This window comes from Streptomyces sp. NPDC001858, from assembly GCF_053594615.1.
The window spans coordinates 1-16,966 of record NZ_JBSFEV010000026.1 but is presented as its reverse complement, the minus strand read 5'-3'; the positions used below and the strand labels follow the sequence as shown (position 1 = coordinate 16,966).

Sequence of the window (16,966 nt, the reverse complement as noted above, 5' to 3'; positions counted from 1 at the left end):
AATTCACCGCTCTCCGGACGAGCGCGCCGCCGAGGCACGCCGTCGCATCGTGTTCCATCTCCGGGGGCTCCGATCGAACGCAGAGCTCCCGGTCCTCCGCTTTCTACCAAAACGGGGGTGGCGCATGGCAAGCGCCGCCCGCGCAGCGGGCTCGTCGCGTGCGAAGGCGATCAGCAGCCCGATGGCGAACATGGTCGGCAGCAGGGCGGAGCCCCCGTAGGAGAACAGCGGGAGGGGGACTCCGGCGATCGGCAGCAGGCCGAGCACCGCACCGATGTTGATCACCGCCTGAGCGGTGATCCACGTGGTCACGCCTCCCGCGGCAAACCTCACGAAGGGGTCCTCCGTGCGTCCGGCCACGCGGATACCCGCATAGCCTAGAGCCGCGAAGAGGGCGAGTACCGACAGCGTCCCCGCGAGGCCCAGTTCCTCACCGGTCACGGCGAAGATGAAGTCGGTGTGCGCTTCGGGGAGTTGCCCCCATTTCTCCACGCTCGCCCCCAGTCCCGAGCCGAAGATCCCGCCGGAGGCCAGGGCGTAGATCCCGTGCACGGCCTGCCAGCAGGCGTCGCCCGGACCGGGGTCGGTCGCGCCGATGCACTGCAGCCGGGCCATGCGGTTCGGGCTGGTCTTGATGAGGATCACGCCGATCGTGGCGGCGACCGCGAGCACCCCGGCGAACAGCCGGGTGGGCGCCCCCGCCAGCCACAGCAGGCCGAACAGGATCGCCGTCAGGATGATCGCCGTGCCCATGTCACCGCCGAGCATGATCAGCCCGAGCAGCAGGAAGGCGACCGGCACCAGCGGCACCAGCATGTGCTTCCACTGGGCCAGCAGCTTCCTGTCCTGCTTGCGGGCGAGCAGGTCGGCGCCCCACAGCACCAGCGCGAGCTTGCCGAACTCGCTGGGCTGGATCTGGAAGGAGCCGCCGAGCGAGATCCAGTTCTGGTTGCCGTTGACCGACATCCCTATCCCGGGCACCTGCACCAGCGCCATCATGAAGACGGCGCCGGCCAGGATCGGGTAGGCCAGCGCGCGGTGCAGCTTCACCGGCATCCGGGACGCGACCAGCAGCAGCACGCCGCCGATGGAGGCGGCCAGGAACTGTTTGCGGAAGAAGAAGGAACCCGGCAGCGACATCTGCAGCGCGGTGATCTGGGAGGCCGAGTAGACCATCACCAGGCCCAGCACGGTGATCAGCAGGCTGCCGCCGAAGATCAGGTAGTAGGCGGTCAGCGGCCGGTCCCAGGCCTTGCGGGCCCGCGTGTACAGACGTCGCAGCGGGTTGTCGCGGCGCGGCCGGGCGGTGGCGGAGGCGCCCCGGACGGTCCGCTGGACGGGCGGACGCCCGGTGCGGCTACCGGGCATCGGGTGCTCCGCCGCACACGGCTCGTCCGCTGCAGGTCGGCCCTGACGGTCCCACGCGTCCCTCCCAAGGTCGCCCGGCAGGCGGCGGCCGGGTCAGGCGCCGAGTTCGCGAGCCGCAGATGCGAACGCGTCACCGCGCTGGTTGTAGTCGGCGAACATGTCCATGGAAGCGCAGGCCGGGGCGAGAAGCACCGTGTCGCCTTCGACGGCGAGGCGCCGAGCCTCCTGGACAGCCGCGAGCATCGCCCCAGTGTCGGTCCGGTCGAGGTCGACGACGGGTACTTCCGGGGCGTGTCGCGCCAGGGCTTCTCGGATCAGGGCGCGATCGGCGCCGATGAGCACCACCCCGCGCAGTCGCTTCGCCGACTGGGCGACGAGCTCGTCGAAGGTCGCGCCCTTGGCCAGTCCGCCCGCGATCCAGACGATCGACTCGTAGGCCGCCAACGAGGCTTGTGCCGCATGCGTGTTGGTCGCCTTGGAGTCGTCGACGTACGCGACGCCGTCCACGTCCGTCACATGGGCGATGCGGTGGGCGTCCGGGGTGAAGGCCCGCAGACCGTCCCGGACGGCCTTTGCGGGCACCCCGAAGGCGCGGGCGAGGGCCGCCGCGGCAAGGGCGTTGGCGATGTTGTGCGGGGCGGGCGGGTCGACGTCGGAGACCGCGGCGAGCTCCTGGGCGTTCTTCTGCCGGTTCTCGACGAAGGCGCGGTCGACCAGGATGCCGTCGACGACGCCGAGTTGGGAGGGCGCGGGCGCGCCGAGGGTGAAGCCGACGGCCCGGCAGCCCTCCTCGACGTCCGCCTCGCGCACCAGGTCCTCGGTGGCCTTGTCGGCGACGTTGTAGACGCAGGCGACCCGGTTGCCCTCGTAGACGCGCCCCTTGTCCTTGACGTAGGCCTCCATGGAGCCGTGCCAGTCGAGGTGGTCGGGGGCGAGGTTGAGGACGGCGGCCGAGTGGGCGCGCAGGGAGGGCGCCCAGTGCAGCTGGTAGCTGGAGAGCTCCACGGCGAGGACGTCGTAGCGCTCCTCGCCGAGGACCGCGTCCAGGAGCGAGACGCCGATGTTGCCGACGGCGGCCGTGCGCAGGCCGGCCGCCGTCAGGATCGACGCCAGCATCCGGGTGGTGGTCGTCTTGCCGTTGGTGCCGGTGACGCACAGCCAGGGAGCCGCGTCGGGTCCCCGCAGCCGCCAGGCGAGTTCGACGTCGCCCCAGACCGGCACGCCGGCTTCGCGCGCCGCGCCGAAGAGCGGCTTGTCGGGCTTCCAGCCGGGTGCGGTGACGATGAGTTCGGTGCCCGCGGGCAGGGTCGCCCCGTCGCCGAGGCGCACGGCGACGCCCAGGGCCTGCAGCTCGGCGGCCTGTTCACGCGCGCGTGCGTCGTCGCCGTCGTTGACGACCGTGACCTTCGCGCCGAGCCCGTGCAGCACCTTGGCCGCCGGGATGCCGGAGACGCCGAGCCCGGCGACGGTGACGTTCTTCCCCTGCCAGTCGGTCACTTTTCTGCTGCCCATCCCGCGTAGAAGAGACCCAGTCCGACGATCACACAGATGCCCTGGATGATCCAGAAGCGGACCACGACAAGGACTTCGGACCAGCCCTTGAGTTCGAAGTGATGCTGCAGTGGCGCCATCCGGAAGACCCGCTTGCCGGTGAGCTTGAAGGAGCCGACCTGGATGACCACCGACATGGTGATGAGGACGAACAGTCCGCCCAGGAGCGCGATGAGCAGCTCGGTGCGGGAGCAGATCGCGAGGCCCGCGAGGACACCGCCGAGCGCCAGCGAACCGGTGTCGCCCATGAAGATCTTGGCCGGCGACGTGTTCCACCACAGGAACCCGAGGCAGGCCCCCATCAGCGCGGAGGCGATGACCGCGAGGTCCAGCGGATCGCGCACCTCGTAACAGGCGTTGGGGTTGGTCAGCGTCTCGCCGTTGGCGCAGGACTCCTGGAACTGCCAGACGCCGATGAACGTGTACGCGCCGAAGACGAGGACGGAGGCGCCGGTGGCGAGGCCGTCCAGACCGTCCGTCAGGTTCACGCCGTTGGACATCGCGAGAATCATGAACAGCGCCCAGACGACGAACAGCACCGGGCCGATCGTCCAGCCGAAGTCCGTGATGAACGACAGCTTCGTGGAGGCCGGGGTGTTGCCGCGCGAGTCGGAGAACTGCAGCGAGAGCACCGCGAAGGTGATGCCGACGATGAGCTGGCCGGCCATCTTCGCCTTGGCCCGCAGGCCCAGCGAACGCCGCTTGACGATCTTGATGTAGTCGTCGAGGAAGCCGACCAGACCCATGCCCGTCATCAGGCCGAGCACCAGCAGGCCCGAGTACGTCGGGGGCTTGCCGGTGATCACCTTGGACAGGAAGTACGCCGCGATCGTCGCGAAGATGAAGGCGATGCCGCCCATGGTCGGCGTACCGCGCTTGCTGGCGTGCTCGCGCGGGCCGTCGTCGCGGATGTACTGGCCGTAGCCCTTGCGGGCCAGCAGCTTGATCAGCAGCGGTGTGCCGATCAGCGTCAGGAAGAGGCCGATGACGCCCGCGAACAGGATCTGATTCATCATCGGGCGGCGACCTCACCCTCGGCGTCGGTCGCGAGCAGCGCCTGCGCGACGCTCTCGAGGCCGACCGAACGGGACGCCTTCACGAGCACGACGTCCCCCGGGCGCAACTCGCTGCGCAACAGGTCGACCGCCGCCTGTGCGTCGGACACGTGCACCGACTCCTCACCCCACGAACCCTCGTTATATGCGCCCAATTGCAGCCAGGCGGCTTCCCTGCCCCCGACCGCGACGAGCTTGCCGACATTGAGCCGGACGGCGAGCCGTCCGACCGCGTCGTGCTCGGCGAGCGCCTCGTCCCCGAGCTCGGCCATCTTGCCGAGCACCGCCCAGGTCCGCCGCCCGTTGCCCATGGCCGCGAGCGCGCGCAAAGCGGCTCGCATGGACTCGGGGTTCGCGTTGTAGGCGTCGTTGACGATCGTCACGCCGTCCGGGCGCTCGGTGACCTCCATCCGCCAGCGGGAGAGGGAGCCCGCCTCGGAGAGTGCGGTGGCGATCTCTTCCGCGGACATGCCCAGCTCATGAGCGACGGCGGCCGCGGCGAGCGCGTTCGACACGTGGTGCTCACCGTACAGGCGCATGGTCACATCGCTGCACCCGGAGGGTGTGTGAAGGCTGAAGGCAGGCTGTCCGCTGTCCGTGAGTCGCACGTTCTCGGCGCGAACGTCCGCTTCGCCGGACTCTCCGAAAAAGACCACCTTCGCCGTCGTACGGGAGGCCATGGCCCGGACCAACGGGTCGTCGGCGTTGAGGATCGCCGTGCCGCCCTCGGCGGCCGGGGGCAGGCTCTCGACGAGCTCGCCCTTTGCCTGTGCGATCTGTTCGCGGCCGCCGAACTCGCCGATGTGGGCGGTGCCGACGTTCAGCACGAGGCCGATCTTCGGCGGCGTCAGATCGGCGAGGTAGCGGATGTGGCCGATCCCGCGGGCGCCCATCTCCAGCACGAGGAACTTCGTCTCCGCGGTGGCGGACAGGGCCGTCAGCGGCAGCCCGATCTCGTTGTTGAGCGAGCCCGGCGTGAAGACGGTCGGCGCCTTGCGTCCGAGCACCTGGGCGATGAGGTCCTTGGTGCTGGTCTTGCCGGCCGAGCCGGTGAGCGCGACGAGGGTCGCGCCGAGCTTGTGCACGACATGCCGGGCGAGGGCGCCGAGCGCCGTCTGGACGTCGTCCACGACGATCGCGGGGACGCCGACCGGGCGCGAGGCCAACACGGCCGCCGCACCCGCCTCGACGACCGCGGCCGCGTAGTCGTGGCCGTCCACCCGTTCGCCCACGAAGGCGACGAAGAGGCTGCCGGGCTCCACCTCGCGGGAGTCCCGGACGACCGGTCCGGTGACCTCCACGGAGGGATCCGGTATGTCGTGCGTCTGCCCGCCGACGACTGCTGCGATCTCGGCGAGGGAGAGGGCGATCACAAGTTCATCCCTGGGTCTGCTGGATAGCTTCGCGAAGCACCTGGCGGTCGTCGAACGGACGGACGACGCCGGCGATGTCCTGGCCCTGCTCATGGCCCTTGCCCGCGACCAGCACGGTGTCCCCGGCGTGCGCACGGGCGACGACCGCGGCGATCGCGGCGGCCCGGTCCTCGAACAGGAGGACCTCGCCGCGCTCGTGCGCGGGCACGGACGCCGCGCCCTCGAGCATGGTCGCGAGGATCGCGAGGGGGTCCTCGGAGCGGGGGTTGTCGGAGGTCAGCACGGCGGTGTCGGCGAGCCGGGCCGCCGCGGCGCCCATCGGGGCGCGCTTGGTGCGGTCCCGGTCGCCGCCGCAGCCGAGGACGACGTGCAGCCGGCCCTTGGTGACCTTGCGCAGCGCTCTGAGGACCGATTCGACGGCGTCCGTCTTGTGGGCGTAGTCGACGACCGCGAGGTAGGGCTGCCCGGCGTCCACGCGCTCCAGCCGGCCCGGCACGCCCGGCACGGCGGCGACGCCGTCGGCGGCGGTCTGCGGGTCGATGCCGGCGGCGGCGAGGGAGACGATCGCGGCGAGGGTGTTCGCCACGTTGAAGGAGCCCGGCAGCGGGGCCTTGGCGGCGACCCGCACACCGCCGGGGCCCACGACGGCGAACGTCGAGTCCATGGGGCCGATCTCGACGTCGACGGCGCGCCAGTCGGCGTCCGGGTGGCCCTCGGCGGAGAAGGTGACGACCGGAACCGTGGCCTCGCCCGCGAGCCTGCGCCCGTACGCGTCGTCGAGGTTGACCACACCGAGTTTGCTGCGTTGCGGTGTGAACAGCCGCGCCTTGGCCTGGAAGTAGTCCTCCATGCCGGAGTGGAACTCCATGTGCTCCGGGCTGAGGTTGTTGAACACGGCGATGTCGAAGACGCAGCCGTCGACCCGGCCGAGGACCAGGGCGTGGCTGGACACCTCCATGGCGACCGCCTCGACCCCGCGCTCGCGCATGACGGCGAACAGGGCCTGGAGGTCGGTGGCCTCGGGGGTGGTGCGCTCGGACTTGATGCGCGTCTCGCCGATGCGCGTCTCGACGGTGCCGATGAGCCCGGTGGACCTGACGGCCTTCAGGCCGCCCTCGACGAGGTACGCGGTGGTGGTCTTGCCGGAGGTGCCGGTGATGCCGATCTGGAGCAGCTCGCGGCCCGGCCGGCCGTAGATCGTGGCCGCCAGCTCGCCCATCGACCCGCGCGGGTCGTCGGCCACCAGGACCGGCAGTCCGGTCGCGGCGGCGCGTTCGGCGCCGGTGGGGTCGGTCAGCACGGCGACCGCGCCGAGGCCGGCGGCCTGGGCGACGAAGTCGGCGCCGTGCAGCCGGGCGCCCGGGAGGGCGGCGTACAGGTCGCCGGGGCGGACCGCGCGCGAGTCGTGGGTGATGCCCGTGACCTCGACGGCGGCGCCCTGCGGGTGCTCGACGCCCAGCTGATCGGCGAGCTCCGCGAGGGGTGTGGCGGAGACCTGGGCCGGTCGTGGCGGTCCCGGATAGGTCACGGAAGCGCCCTTCTGGGTGGTTTGGGACTGATCAGCGTGTGGCACGGCGGTGAGCGTACCGGGCGCACCCGCCCGCGGGCCAAGCGAGGGCGAGGGCGGGGGCCCGGGCGGCGGAGACGCGGGCGGTGCGGTGGTCCCGGGGTCGGGAGTGATCATGGTCACTGGCTTGGTTCCTGGCTTGTTCGGCGCTGAACAGTGGCGGACGGGGGTCGTGGGCGGAGGGGTGGTCGGGGCTGGGCGGTCGGAACTGAGCGGTCAGGGCTGGGCGGTCGGGGCTGTGCGGTCAGGGCTGGGCGGTCGGGGCTGGGCGGTCAGGGCGAGAAGGTGACCGGGAGGCTCGGGGCCTTCGCGCCGGTCGGCGGGACCTGCAGGGTCTTCAGGGCGAACTCCATGACCTGCTTGAAGACGGGACCGCAGATCTGGCCGCCGAAGTAGCTGCCCTGGGTGGCGTTCTGGATGGCGCAGTACACGGTGACCCGGGGGTTGTCGGCGGGCGCGAACCCGGCGAACGACGAGGTGTAGCCCTTGTAGGTGCCGGTGGCCGGATCCACGCGGTTGGCGGTGCCCGTCTTGCCCGCGACGCGGTAGCCGGGGATGCGCGCCTTGCCGCCCGTGCCCTCCTCGTCGTCCACCACCGACTCCAGCATCTGGGCGAGGGTCTTCGCCGTCTTCTGGCTGACGACCCGGGTCTTCGCGGGAGTTTCGGCGGGCGTGAAGCGGCCGTCCGGTCCCTTGGTGCCGCGTACCAGGGTGGGCTCCACGCGGACCCCGCCGTTGGCGATCGTCGAGTACACGGAGGCCGCCTGGAGTGCGTTCAGGGACATGCCCTGGCCGAAAGGGATCGTGTACTGCTGCGAGGTCGACCACTTGTCGGGCGCGGCGAGGATGCCCTTGGTCTCGCCGGGGAAGCCGAGCCCGGTGTGGCTGCCGATGCCGAACCTGCGCAGGTAGGAGTAGAGGACCTGGTTGGCCTGGGGCTGCGTCTTGCCGAGCTGGCCGGTGGCCAGGATGGTGCCGATGTTGCTGGACTTGGCGAGCACGCCGTTCAGCGTGAGGTACCAGGTGGCGTGGTCGATGTCGTCCTGGAAGAGCCGGTCGCCGCGGTGCAGCCGGTTGGGCACGGTGACGTGCGTCTGCGGGGTGGCGGCGTTCTCCTCCAGGACGGCGGCCATCGACATGACCTTGGCGGTCGAGCCGGGCTCGTAGGCGTCCTGGACGGACGGGTTGCCCAGGTCCGCCGAGTTGGCCCGGGAGAGGTCGTTGGGGTCGAAGCCCGGCGAGTTGGCCATGGCGAGGATCTCGCCGGTCCGGGTGTCCTGGACGATGACGTAGCCGCGGTCCGCCTTGGACTCCTTCACCTGCTCGGTGATGGCGTTCTGCGCGGCCCACTGGATGTCGCGGTCGATCGTCAGCTCGACGTCGGAGCCGGGCACCGCCGGGGTCTCGGTGGAGCCCGCGGTGGGCACCTGACGGCCGCCGGACTGGGCGTAGCGGATCTTGCCGTCCTGGCCGGCCAGGGTCGCGTTCAGCTGCTGCTCGATGCCGCCGCCGCCCTTGCCGTCGGCGTTGACCCAGCCCAGTATCCCGGCGGCGAGCTCGCCGTTGGGGTACACGCGCTTGCTGCTGGGCACCGCGAACAGGCCGGCGAGGACGTTGACGGTGGTGCGGTCCGTCTCCGCCTTGGTGGACAGGGCGGAGCGCAGGTCCCTGATCTGCTTCCAGACCTGCGGGGTCTGCCGTCCGGCGAGCTTGACGTAGCGCAGGCTCTTGTCCTTGGGCCGCAGCTTCGTGACGAGCGCGGACTGCTCCTGGCCGAGGATCGGCGCGAGGAGGGCGGCCGCCCGCTCGGGTCCGTCGTCGATCTTCAACTGCGTGCGGGTGAACATCGTCGGGTCGGCCGTGATGTCGTAGGCGTCCTCGCTGGTCGCGAAGGCCACGCCGGTGCGGTCGGTGATCTCGCCGCGCTCGGCGGCCAGCACCTGGCCGACGTACCGGTTCTGCTCGGCCTTGGCGGTGTAGGTGCTCGCGTCGACGGCCTGCACCTGGAGGAGGCGGACGACGAAGGCGAGGAGCACCAGCGTCAGCGCCAGGCCGACCATGCGCAGCCGGGGCCGGGGGCTGCCGAGCCGGATGACGCGCGGGGCGGCGGCCCGGGGGGCGGGCGCCGACAGGCGGCGGGCCGGGCGGGCGCCGGGCCCCGGGCGCCGCTGGGCGGACGCGGGGCGGGAGGGCCGGGCGGGGCCGGGCACGCGCCGGCGCGGCTGTTCCCTGTCGGACACTTCCGTCACCTGCCGGGGGTCTCGGGGTCGGCCGCGGTCGGGGCGAGGGCGGCCGGGTCCGGTACGGGAGAGTCGCCCGGCACCGGATCGGCGTCGGGTACGGGTGCGTCGTCGAAGGCGGGTGCGTCGTCGGGTCCGGGCGAGGCGCTGGGCTCGGGCGTCGTCGAGGACTCGATCGTCTGGGAGAACAGGACGGCCTCGGGCGGCCGGACGACGGCGGGGGCGTCCTGGACGGGCTGCCGGGCGGGCGACGGGACGCCCTTCACGCTGCCGTCGGGGTTCAGGAAGGCCGGGTCCCCGCCGGGGACCATGCCCAGTTCCTGTGCGCGGCGCTGCAGGGCGTCGGGGGCCGAGTAGGAGTCGATGTCCCGCTGGAGGGCCTGCTCCTCGTCGGTGAGGCTCTTGGTGTCCTTCTGGAGGTCGTCCATCTTGAACGAGCCCTCGCTGAGCGCGGAGTTCAGCACGAGCAGTCCGATGAGGCCGCCGCCGAGGAGGAGGACCACGAGGAGGACGAACGGTGTGCGGGCCGCCTGCCGTGGGCCGGCCGGGAAGAGCCGCGCGAGCCGGGCGGCCCTCCCCTTCAACTCGGGTTTCCCGGCCACACGCCCTCCCCCAGGTGGAATTCCGGACCCTCGGCTCACGCCCGTCATTCGATGGACTCCCTGATTCGCTCGGCCCCGCGCAGCCGCGCCGGGGCGGCCCGCCGGTTCTCGGCGACCTCTTCCTCGGTGGGAAGTTCGGCACCACGGGTGAGCAGCTTGAGCCGCGGCTGGTAGCGCTCGGGGACGACCGGCAGCCCGGGCGGCGCGGTGTTGGCGGCGCCGGCCGCGAACACCTGCTTGACCAGCCGGTCTTCGAGCGAGTGATACGACAGGACGGCGATCCGCCCGCCCACGGCGATCGACTGCACCGCGGCCGGGATCGCCCGCTCCAGGACGGAGAGTTCGCCGTTGACCTCGATGCGCAGCGCCTGGAAGGTGCGCTTGGCGGGGTTGCCGCCGGTGCGCTTCGCGGCCTGCGGAAGGGCGTTACGGATCAGCTCGACGAGCCGTGCGCTGTTGGTGAACGGCTCCTGGCCGCGCTCGCGCACCACCGCCGAGACGATGCGCTTGGCCTGCTTCTCCTCGCCGTACGCCCGCAGGATCCGGACGAGTTCGCCGGGCGGGTAGGTGTTGAGGACCTCGGCGGCGCTGACGCCGGTCGTCTGGTCCATGCGCATGTCGAGCGGGGCGTCCTGGGCGTAGGCGAAGCCGCGGTCGGCCTCGTCGAGCTGCATGGAGGAGACGCCGAGGTCGAACAGGACGCCCTGCACGCGCGCGATGCCGAGCCGGTCCAGTACCTCGGGGAGCTCGTCGTAGACGGCGTGCACGAGGGTGGCGCGGTCGCCGAAGGGGGCGAGGCGCTCGCCGGACAGGCGCAGGGCCTCCTTGTCCCGGTCCAGGGCGACGAGCCGGGCCTCGGGGAACTGTGTCAGCAGGGCCTCGCTGTGCCCGCCGAGACCGAGCGTGCAGTCGACGACCACCGCTCCCGGTTCCTGGAGCGCGGGGGCCAACAGGTCCAGGCACCGCTGGAGCATCACCGGGACGTGTCGACTCTGGCTCAAGGGGCCCTCTCAGATCCGGCGGGAAGACGCACCGCCGGGTCCCCGCCCTCTCGTATGGGGAAGGCCTGCCGCGGCACGCGGGGAAGTTCAGTCCAGCAGGGAGATCGTCGCCTCCCGCTTCGCGTCACTTTAGTCCACGCTGTCTCGCGGTCAATCAACCGGCCTGCGCGGCGCGGCCCGGCCCGCGCGACCCTCCCACACCCTTGTGGCTTACCTCACAAACGGGACGTGATGACGCTCTTTTTCCCTTCTCACACCAGGACCGGAACGGCCGTGACCAGTACCGTCTTGGATATGACGACTTCCGCATCCGTACCCACCGAGTCCGCGAGCGCCATACGCGGCGGCACCGTGACCGACCGTCTGGTGGAGGCGAACGCGCGGTATGCCGCCGCCTTCTCCGACCCGGGCATGGATGCCCGCCCCGTCCTGCACGTCGCGGTCGTGGCCTGCATGGACGCCCGGCTCGACCTGCACGCGGCGCTCGGTCTGGAGCTCGGCGACTGTCACACGATCCGTAACGCGGGCGGTGTGGTCACCGACGACGTGATCCGCTCGCTCACCATCAGCCAGCGCAAGCTGGGCACGCGCAGCGTCGTTCTCATCCACCACACCGGCTGCGGTCTGGAGGCGATCACCGAGGACTTCCGCACCGAGCTGGAGATGGAGGTCGGCCAGCGTCCGGCCTGGGCGGTGGAGGCCTTCCGGGACGTCGACCAGGACGTCCGGCAGTCGATGCAGCGGGTGCGCACCTCGCCGTTCCTGGTGCACACCGACGACGTGCGCGGTTTCGTCTTCGACGTGAAGACGGGCCTGCTGCGCGAGGTCGACCCCGCGTAGTCGCCCCCCCCGAAACCCTCACAGTCGCCCCCTGAACCACGCGTCATCACTCCCGAAACCCCGCGTAACCGCTCGCGTACGGTGTCGTTCACTGTCGTTTCGCTGTTGATTTCCGCCTCCGGGATACCCAAATGCCCATAACACCGACATATCGCGGACAGTTGTCCACAGGCGAGTGACACGAATCGGTAACGGCAGCAAGAATGCGGGTGTGGCGTCGCGCTGAGCAGTTCGCGACTGGCGTCCGTGATTCGGGGTGGGCCGGTTTGCCAGAGCGACGGCCCGGAGAAAGTTTTGGGCCGAGGAGGGCCGGGTGACGACCTATGACGAGCGAGCGAGCCTCACAGATCTGACCGCCACTGTGGAGCGTGTCCGCAGTTCGGTGGAGGGAGTGATCGAGGGCAAGCCCGAGGTCGTACGGCTTTCGCTGACCGTGCTCCTCGCCGAGGGGCACCTGCTGATCGAGGACGTGCCGGGCGTCGGCAAGACGATGCTGGCCAAGGCGCTGGCGAAGTCCATCGACTGCTCGGTGCGCCGGATCCAGTTCACGCCCGACCTGCTGCCCTCGGACATCACCGGGGTGTCCATCTGGGACCAGCAGCGCCGGGAGTTCGAGTTCAAGCCGGGCGCGATCTTCTCGCAGATCGTGATCGGCGACGAGATCAACCGCGCCTCGCCGAAGACGCAGTCGGCGCTGCTGGAGTCGCTGGAGGAGGGCCAGGTCACCATCGACGGGCAGACCTACGAACTGCCCAGCCCGTTCATGGTGGTGGCCACGCAGAACCCGGTCGAGATGGAGGGCACCTACCCGCTGCCCGAGGCCCAGCGCGACCGCTTCATGGCCCGTGTCTCCATCGGCTACCCGAGCCCCGAGGCCGAGCTGCAGATGCTCGACGTGCACGGCGGGATCAGCCCCCTGGACGACCTCCAGCCGGTCGCGCACGCGCACGAGATCGTCAAGCTGATCGACGCCGTCCGCGGGGTCCATGTCGCCGACTCGGTGCGCCGCTACGCGGTCGACCTGGTCTCCGCCACGCGCACCCACCCCGACCTCAGACTCGGCGCCTCCCCGCGCGCGACGCTGCATCTGGTGCGCGCGGCGAAAGCGACGGCGGCCCTCAGCGGCCGGGACTACGCGCTGCCGGACGACGTGCAGAACCTCGCCGTGGCCGTCCTGGCCCACCGGCTGCTGCCCACCGCGCAGGCCCAGCTCAACCGCCGCACGGCGGAGCAGGTCGTCGAGGAGATCATCCAGCGCACCCCGGTACCCTCCTCCCCCCAGCAGCACGGGTACGCGCTGGGCCACGGCACGCAGGCGTACGGCCAGCAGCAGTCGCGGAGGCTGTGATGACGACCGGGGCGGCCGGACAGCCGTTCACCGCCCGGGGCGAGCAGAGCGAGAAGGGCGGCGTGCGCACGGCCCTGGCCGGTCTGACCACCCGCGGCCGCTCCTTCCTGGCCGCCGGCATCGCGGCCGCCGTCTGCGCCTATGTGCTCGGCCAGCCCGACCTGCTGCGGGTCGGACTGCTGCTGGCCGCCCTGCCGCTGATCTGCGCGGCCGTCGTCTACCGCACCCGCTACCGGGTCGCCGGCAGCCGCCGGCTCTCCCCCGCGCGCGTGCCCGCCGGCAGCGAGGCCCGCGTCCATCTGCGGATGGACAACGTCTCCCGGCTGCCCACCGGCCTGCTGATGCTCCAGGACAAGGTGCCCTACGTCCTCGGCCCGCGTCCCCGCTTCGTGCTGGACCGGGTCGAGGCGGGCGGCCGTCGCGAGGTGTCCTACCGGGTGCGTTCCGACCTGCGCGGCCGCTACCCGCTCGGCCCGCTCCAGCTGCGCCTGAGCGACCCGTTCGGCATGTGCGAGCTCACCAGGGCCTTCTCCACGTTCGACACGCTGACGGTGATACCGCGCGTGGAGCCGCTGCCCCCGGTCCGCCTCACCGGCGAGGCCAAGGGCTACGGCGACGGACGGCAGCGCTCACTGGCCCTGGCCGGCGAGGACGACGTGATCCCGCGCGGCTACCGCTACGGCGACGACCTGCGCCGCGTGCACTGGCGTCTCACCGCCCGCTACGGCGAGCTGATGGTGCGCCGCGAGGAGCAGCCCCAGCGCTCGCGCTGCACGGTACTCCTGGACACCCGCGCCCTGGCCTACCAGGGCGCCGGCCCGGACGCCGCCTTCGAATGGGCGGTCTCGGGCGCCGCGTCCGTGCTGGTGCACATGCTGGAGCGGGGCTTCTCCGTACGGCTGCTGACGGACACCGGCGACTCGGTGCCGGGCGAGGGCTCCGACGGGTTCGCCGGGCCGAGCCAGGAGTCGGCGGACGCGGCCGGGCTGATGATGGACACCCTCGCCGTGGTCGACCACTCCGACGGCACGGGCCTGTCCCGGTCGTACGACGTGCTGCGCGGCGGCAACGAAGGGCTGCTGGTGGCCTTCCTCGGCGATCTCGACGAGGAGCAGGCGGCGGTGGCCGCGAAGATGCGCCAGCGCAGCGGAGGCGCGGTCGCCTTCCTGCTGGACGGCGACAGCTGGGTGCGTGAACCGAACGCCGTGCCCGATCCGATGAACAGGCAGGAGGAGCGGCTGCGGATGCTGCGCGAGGCGGGCTGGACGGCCGTGAGCGTGCCGCGGGGCGTTTCGCTGAACGAGCTGTGGCGCCAGGCGGACCGCGACGGGGCGGGCATGGTGGCCGCGAGCGGGGCGAGCGGCAGGGAGGGGAGATCATGAGCGGGCGGGCTCGACTGACGCTGTGCTCGGCGGCGGCGACGCTGATGGCGTCGTGCGCCCTGCTGCCCCTGGTGGAACCGGCGACGTGGCTGCTCCAGGCGGCGTTCCTGCTGGCGATCCAGTCCGGGGTGGGCGTGGCGACCCGGCGGGTGCCGCTGGCCCGGCCGCTGACCGTGGCCGTCCAGGCCCTGGTCACGCTGGTGCTGCTGACCCTGGTCTTCGCCCGGGAGCACGCCCTCGCCGGCGTCGTCCCCGGCCCGGAGGCCTTCCGGTACTTCGGCGACCTGCTCCAGACGGGCGCCGACGACGTGGGGCGGTACGCCATACCGGCCCCGCTGTCCGAAGGCATCCGGCTGATGGTGATCGGCGGGGTGCTGGTGATCGGCCTGGCCGTGGACACCCTGGCGGTGACGTATCGCAACGCCGCGCCGGCCGGCCTGCCGCTGCTGGCGCTGTACTCGGTCGCCGCGGGCCTGTCGGACGGGGCGGCCGACTGGCTGTGGTTCCTGGTGGCCGCCGCCGGCTATCTGCTGCTGCTGCTCGCCGAGGGCCGGGAGCGGCTCTCCCAGTGGGGCCGGGTCTTCGGCGGGGCCCCGCGCGGCCCGGGCGAGCAGCCCGGTCCGGTGGCCCCGGTGCGCACCGGCCGGCGGATCGGCGTGGCCGCGCTGGGCGTCGCCCTCGTGGTGCCGCTGCTGCCCCTGCCGGCGATACAGGGCGGCCTGCTGGACGGGACGGGCGCAGGGGTGGGCGCGGGCAACGGCGGCGGGGGCACGATCTCCGCGGTGAACCCGCTGGTGTCCCTGCGCGACAGCCTGAACGTGGACGAGGACCGCACGGTCCTGACCCTGCGCACCAACACCACCAACATCTCCGACATGTACCTGCGGATCGTGTCCCTGGACGACTTCGACGGCACCACCTGGAAGCCGTCCAAGCGCCATATCGTCGCCGTGCCGGACGACTTCCCCTCGCCCACCGGGCTGGGCTCCGCCGTGAAGCGCGCGGAGATCACGACCCGGATCGCGGCGGCCGAGGGGTACTCCCAGGACTGGCTGCCGATGCCGTACCCGCCCAGCGGTGTGCAGATCAACGGCAACTGGCGGTACGAGCCGGTCGGCATGACCCTGGTCGGCGACCACGGCCAGAACACCAGCGGCAAGACGTACCAGGTGACGAGCCTCGACGTGCAGCCGACGGCGGAGCAGCTGGCCTCGGCGCCCGAGCCGCCCGGCTCGATCGAGCGGGACTTCACCAAGGTCCCGGACTCGCTGCCGGCGGTGGTGGCCCAGCGCGCCGAGGAGATCACCAAGGACGCCAAGAGCGACTACGAGAAGGCGGTCGCGCTCCAGGACTACTTCGCGGTGACGGGCGGCTTCGAGTACGACACCGAGGTCGAGGTCGGCAACGGTCCCAACGCGATCGCCCGCTTCCTGCGCGACAAGCAGGGCTTCTGCGTGCACTTCTCGTTCGCGATGGCGGCGATGGCGCGCACGCTGGGCATACCGGCCCGGGTCGCGGTGGGCTTCGCACCGGGTTCCCCACAGGCGGACGGCTCGGTGGCGGTCGGTCTGAAGGACGCGCACGCCTGGCCCGAGCTGTACTTCGAGGGCGTCGGCTGGACCCGCTTCGAGCCGACCCCGACCCGGGGCACGACGCCCACCTACACGATCCCGGAGACCTCGGGCGACGCCCTCCCCGAGCTGCCGCAGGCCACGTCCTCCGCGGACGCCGCGCCGTCGACCGAACCCTCGGCGAGCACCAGCTGCTCGGCGGAGGACAAGAAGCTGGAGAACTGCGCGGGCGCGCTGCCGACGGACCCGACCGAGCAGGCCGGCGATGGCACCCCCTGGTACCAGCTCGCCGGCTGGGCGCTGCTGGGCTTCGCGGCACTCGCCCTGCCCCTGCTGCCGATGCTGTGGCGGCTGAGACGGCGTTCGGTGCGTCTGGCGTCCGCCCAGCACTCCGCGGCGGCCGGTGCGCCCCCGGTCCGGCCGGCGGACGGCTCCGGTCCGGCGGTGCTGCTGGACGTGCCGCCGCAGGAAGCGGCCACGGCGGCCGCCGGGCATGTCCTGGCGGTGTGGCGTGAGCTCACCGACACGGCCTGGGACTACGGCATCGAGCCGGACGAGGCGCTGACCCCGCGGCGGGCGGCGGCACGGATCGTCCGGATCGGCGAGCTGGACGACACGGTGGCCCGTTCGGTGCACCGGGTCGCCGGTGCCGTGGAGCAGGTGCTGTACGCGCCGGAGCCGAGGGCCGAGTCCGGGCTGGCCGACGAGGTCCGCGCGGTGCGGGCGGCCCTGCGGGGCAGGGTCAGCAGGCGCACGCGCCTGCGGGCCGTCGTGGCGCCGCGTTCGGCCATCCGCGCGGTCTGGGACCTCTCCGACCGCTGGACGGCCCTCAAGGCCTCCTGGACGGCCCGGCTGACCGCTCTGGTACGCCGGCCGTCGGGCCAGCAGAGCGGCTGAGGAGAAACAGCTGAGGAGGAACGGCTGAGGAGGAAGGAGCAGCCGACGCGGAACGGCCGTCCGAGAATGGCCGAAGAGCGTCGGCTGCTCCCTCCTCCTCAGCAACGCCCGAGCGACAACGCTTGAAGTGCAAACGCCCGAGGGGGCGACCACCCGGCCGGGTGGTCGCCC

Annotated in this window: 12 protein-coding genes; 4 read left to right on the top strand and 8 right to left on the bottom strand. The window is 71.9% G+C overall.

Annotated features, from left to right (window positions below; genetic code table 11):
* Positions 1 to 3: 3 nt before the first annotated feature.
* The 8 genes from ftsW to rsmH form a co-directional block, all read right to left on the bottom strand.
* Positions 4 to 1,368, bottom strand: a complete 1,365-nt coding sequence (ftsW, locus tag ACWCPF_RS29960) for a putative lipid II flippase FtsW (RefSeq protein ID WP_451048218.1) — start codon at positions 1,366 to 1,368, stop codon at positions 4 to 6.
* Between the two features lie 93 nt (positions 1,369 to 1,461).
* Entirely contained in the window at positions 1,462 to 2,880 is a 1,419-nt protein-coding gene (gene murD, locus ACWCPF_RS29955) for a UDP-N-acetylmuramoyl-L-alanine--D-glutamate ligase (RefSeq protein ID WP_451048217.1), read from the bottom strand.
* Complete coding sequence (gene mraY / locus ACWCPF_RS29950) at positions 2,862 to 3,935, bottom strand: phospho-N-acetylmuramoyl-pentapeptide-transferase (protein WP_451048216.1); 1,074 nt, start codon at positions 3,933 to 3,935, stop codon at positions 2,862 to 2,864. The genes murD and mraY overlap by 19 nt, the downstream gene beginning before the upstream one ends.
* Positions 3,932 to 5,347 carry a UDP-N-acetylmuramoyl-tripeptide--D-alanyl-D-alanine ligase gene (locus ACWCPF_RS29945; protein ID WP_451048215.1) on the bottom strand — a complete coding sequence of 472 codons (1,416 nt, stop codon included), beginning with the start codon at positions 5,345 to 5,347 and terminating at the stop codon, positions 3,932 to 3,934. Before ACWCPF_RS29945 ends, mraY begins: the two co-directional genes overlap by 4 nt.
* A gap of 4 nt (positions 5,348 to 5,351) precedes the next feature.
* Positions 5,352 to 7,037: a UDP-N-acetylmuramoyl-L-alanyl-D-glutamate--2,6-diaminopimelate ligase gene (locus ACWCPF_RS29940; protein WP_451048214.1), complete on the bottom strand. Its 1,686-nt coding sequence runs from the start codon at positions 7,035 to 7,037 to the stop codon at positions 5,352 to 5,354.
* 149 nt (positions 7,038 to 7,186) lie between these two features.
* Positions 7,187 to 9,154 carry a peptidoglycan D,D-transpeptidase FtsI family protein gene (locus tag ACWCPF_RS29935; RefSeq protein WP_451048213.1) on the bottom strand — a complete coding sequence of 656 codons (1,968 nt, stop codon included), beginning with the start codon at positions 9,152 to 9,154 and terminating at the stop codon, positions 7,187 to 7,189.
* A gap of 5 nt (positions 9,155 to 9,159) precedes the next feature.
* A complete protein-coding gene (locus tag ACWCPF_RS29930) occupies positions 9,160 to 9,756 on the bottom strand; it encodes a septum formation initiator family protein (protein ID WP_451048212.1) in 597 nt (198 codons plus the stop codon).
* A 44-nt stretch (positions 9,757 to 9,800) separates the two neighbouring features.
* Entirely contained in the window at positions 9,801 to 10,757 is a 957-nt protein-coding gene (rsmH, locus tag ACWCPF_RS29925; RefSeq protein ID WP_451048211.1) for a 16S rRNA (cytosine(1402)-N(4))-methyltransferase RsmH, read from the bottom strand.
* Between the two features lie 231 nt (positions 10,758 to 10,988).
* Here rsmH and ACWCPF_RS29920 point away from each other — a divergent pair, with 231 nt between their 5' ends.
* The 4 genes from ACWCPF_RS29920 to ACWCPF_RS29905 all read left to right on the top strand — a co-directional run bounded on the left by ACWCPF_RS29920 (position 10,989) and on the right by ACWCPF_RS29905 (position 16,795).
* Complete coding sequence (locus ACWCPF_RS29920) at positions 10,989 to 11,597, top strand: beta-class carbonic anhydrase (protein ID WP_451048316.1); 609 nt, start codon at positions 10,989 to 10,991, stop codon at positions 11,595 to 11,597.
* A gap of 313 nt (positions 11,598 to 11,910) precedes the next feature.
* Positions 11,911 to 12,945 (top strand): AAA family ATPase, encoded by a 1,035-nt coding sequence (locus tag ACWCPF_RS29915; protein WP_451048210.1) that lies wholly within the window; start codon positions 11,911 to 11,913, stop codon positions 12,943 to 12,945.
* Positions 12,945 to 14,327 carry a DUF58 domain-containing protein gene (locus tag ACWCPF_RS29910; protein ID WP_451048209.1) on the top strand — a complete coding sequence of 461 codons (1,383 nt, stop codon included), beginning with the start codon at positions 12,945 to 12,947 and terminating at the stop codon, positions 14,325 to 14,327. The genes ACWCPF_RS29915 and ACWCPF_RS29910 overlap by 1 nt, the downstream gene beginning before the upstream one ends.
* Positions 14,324 to 16,795, top strand: a complete 2,472-nt coding sequence (locus tag ACWCPF_RS29905) for a transglutaminase TgpA family protein (RefSeq protein ID WP_451048208.1) — start codon at positions 14,324 to 14,326, stop codon at positions 16,793 to 16,795. The genes ACWCPF_RS29910 and ACWCPF_RS29905 overlap by 4 nt, the downstream gene beginning before the upstream one ends.
* Positions 16,796 to 16,966: the final 171 nt, after the last annotated feature.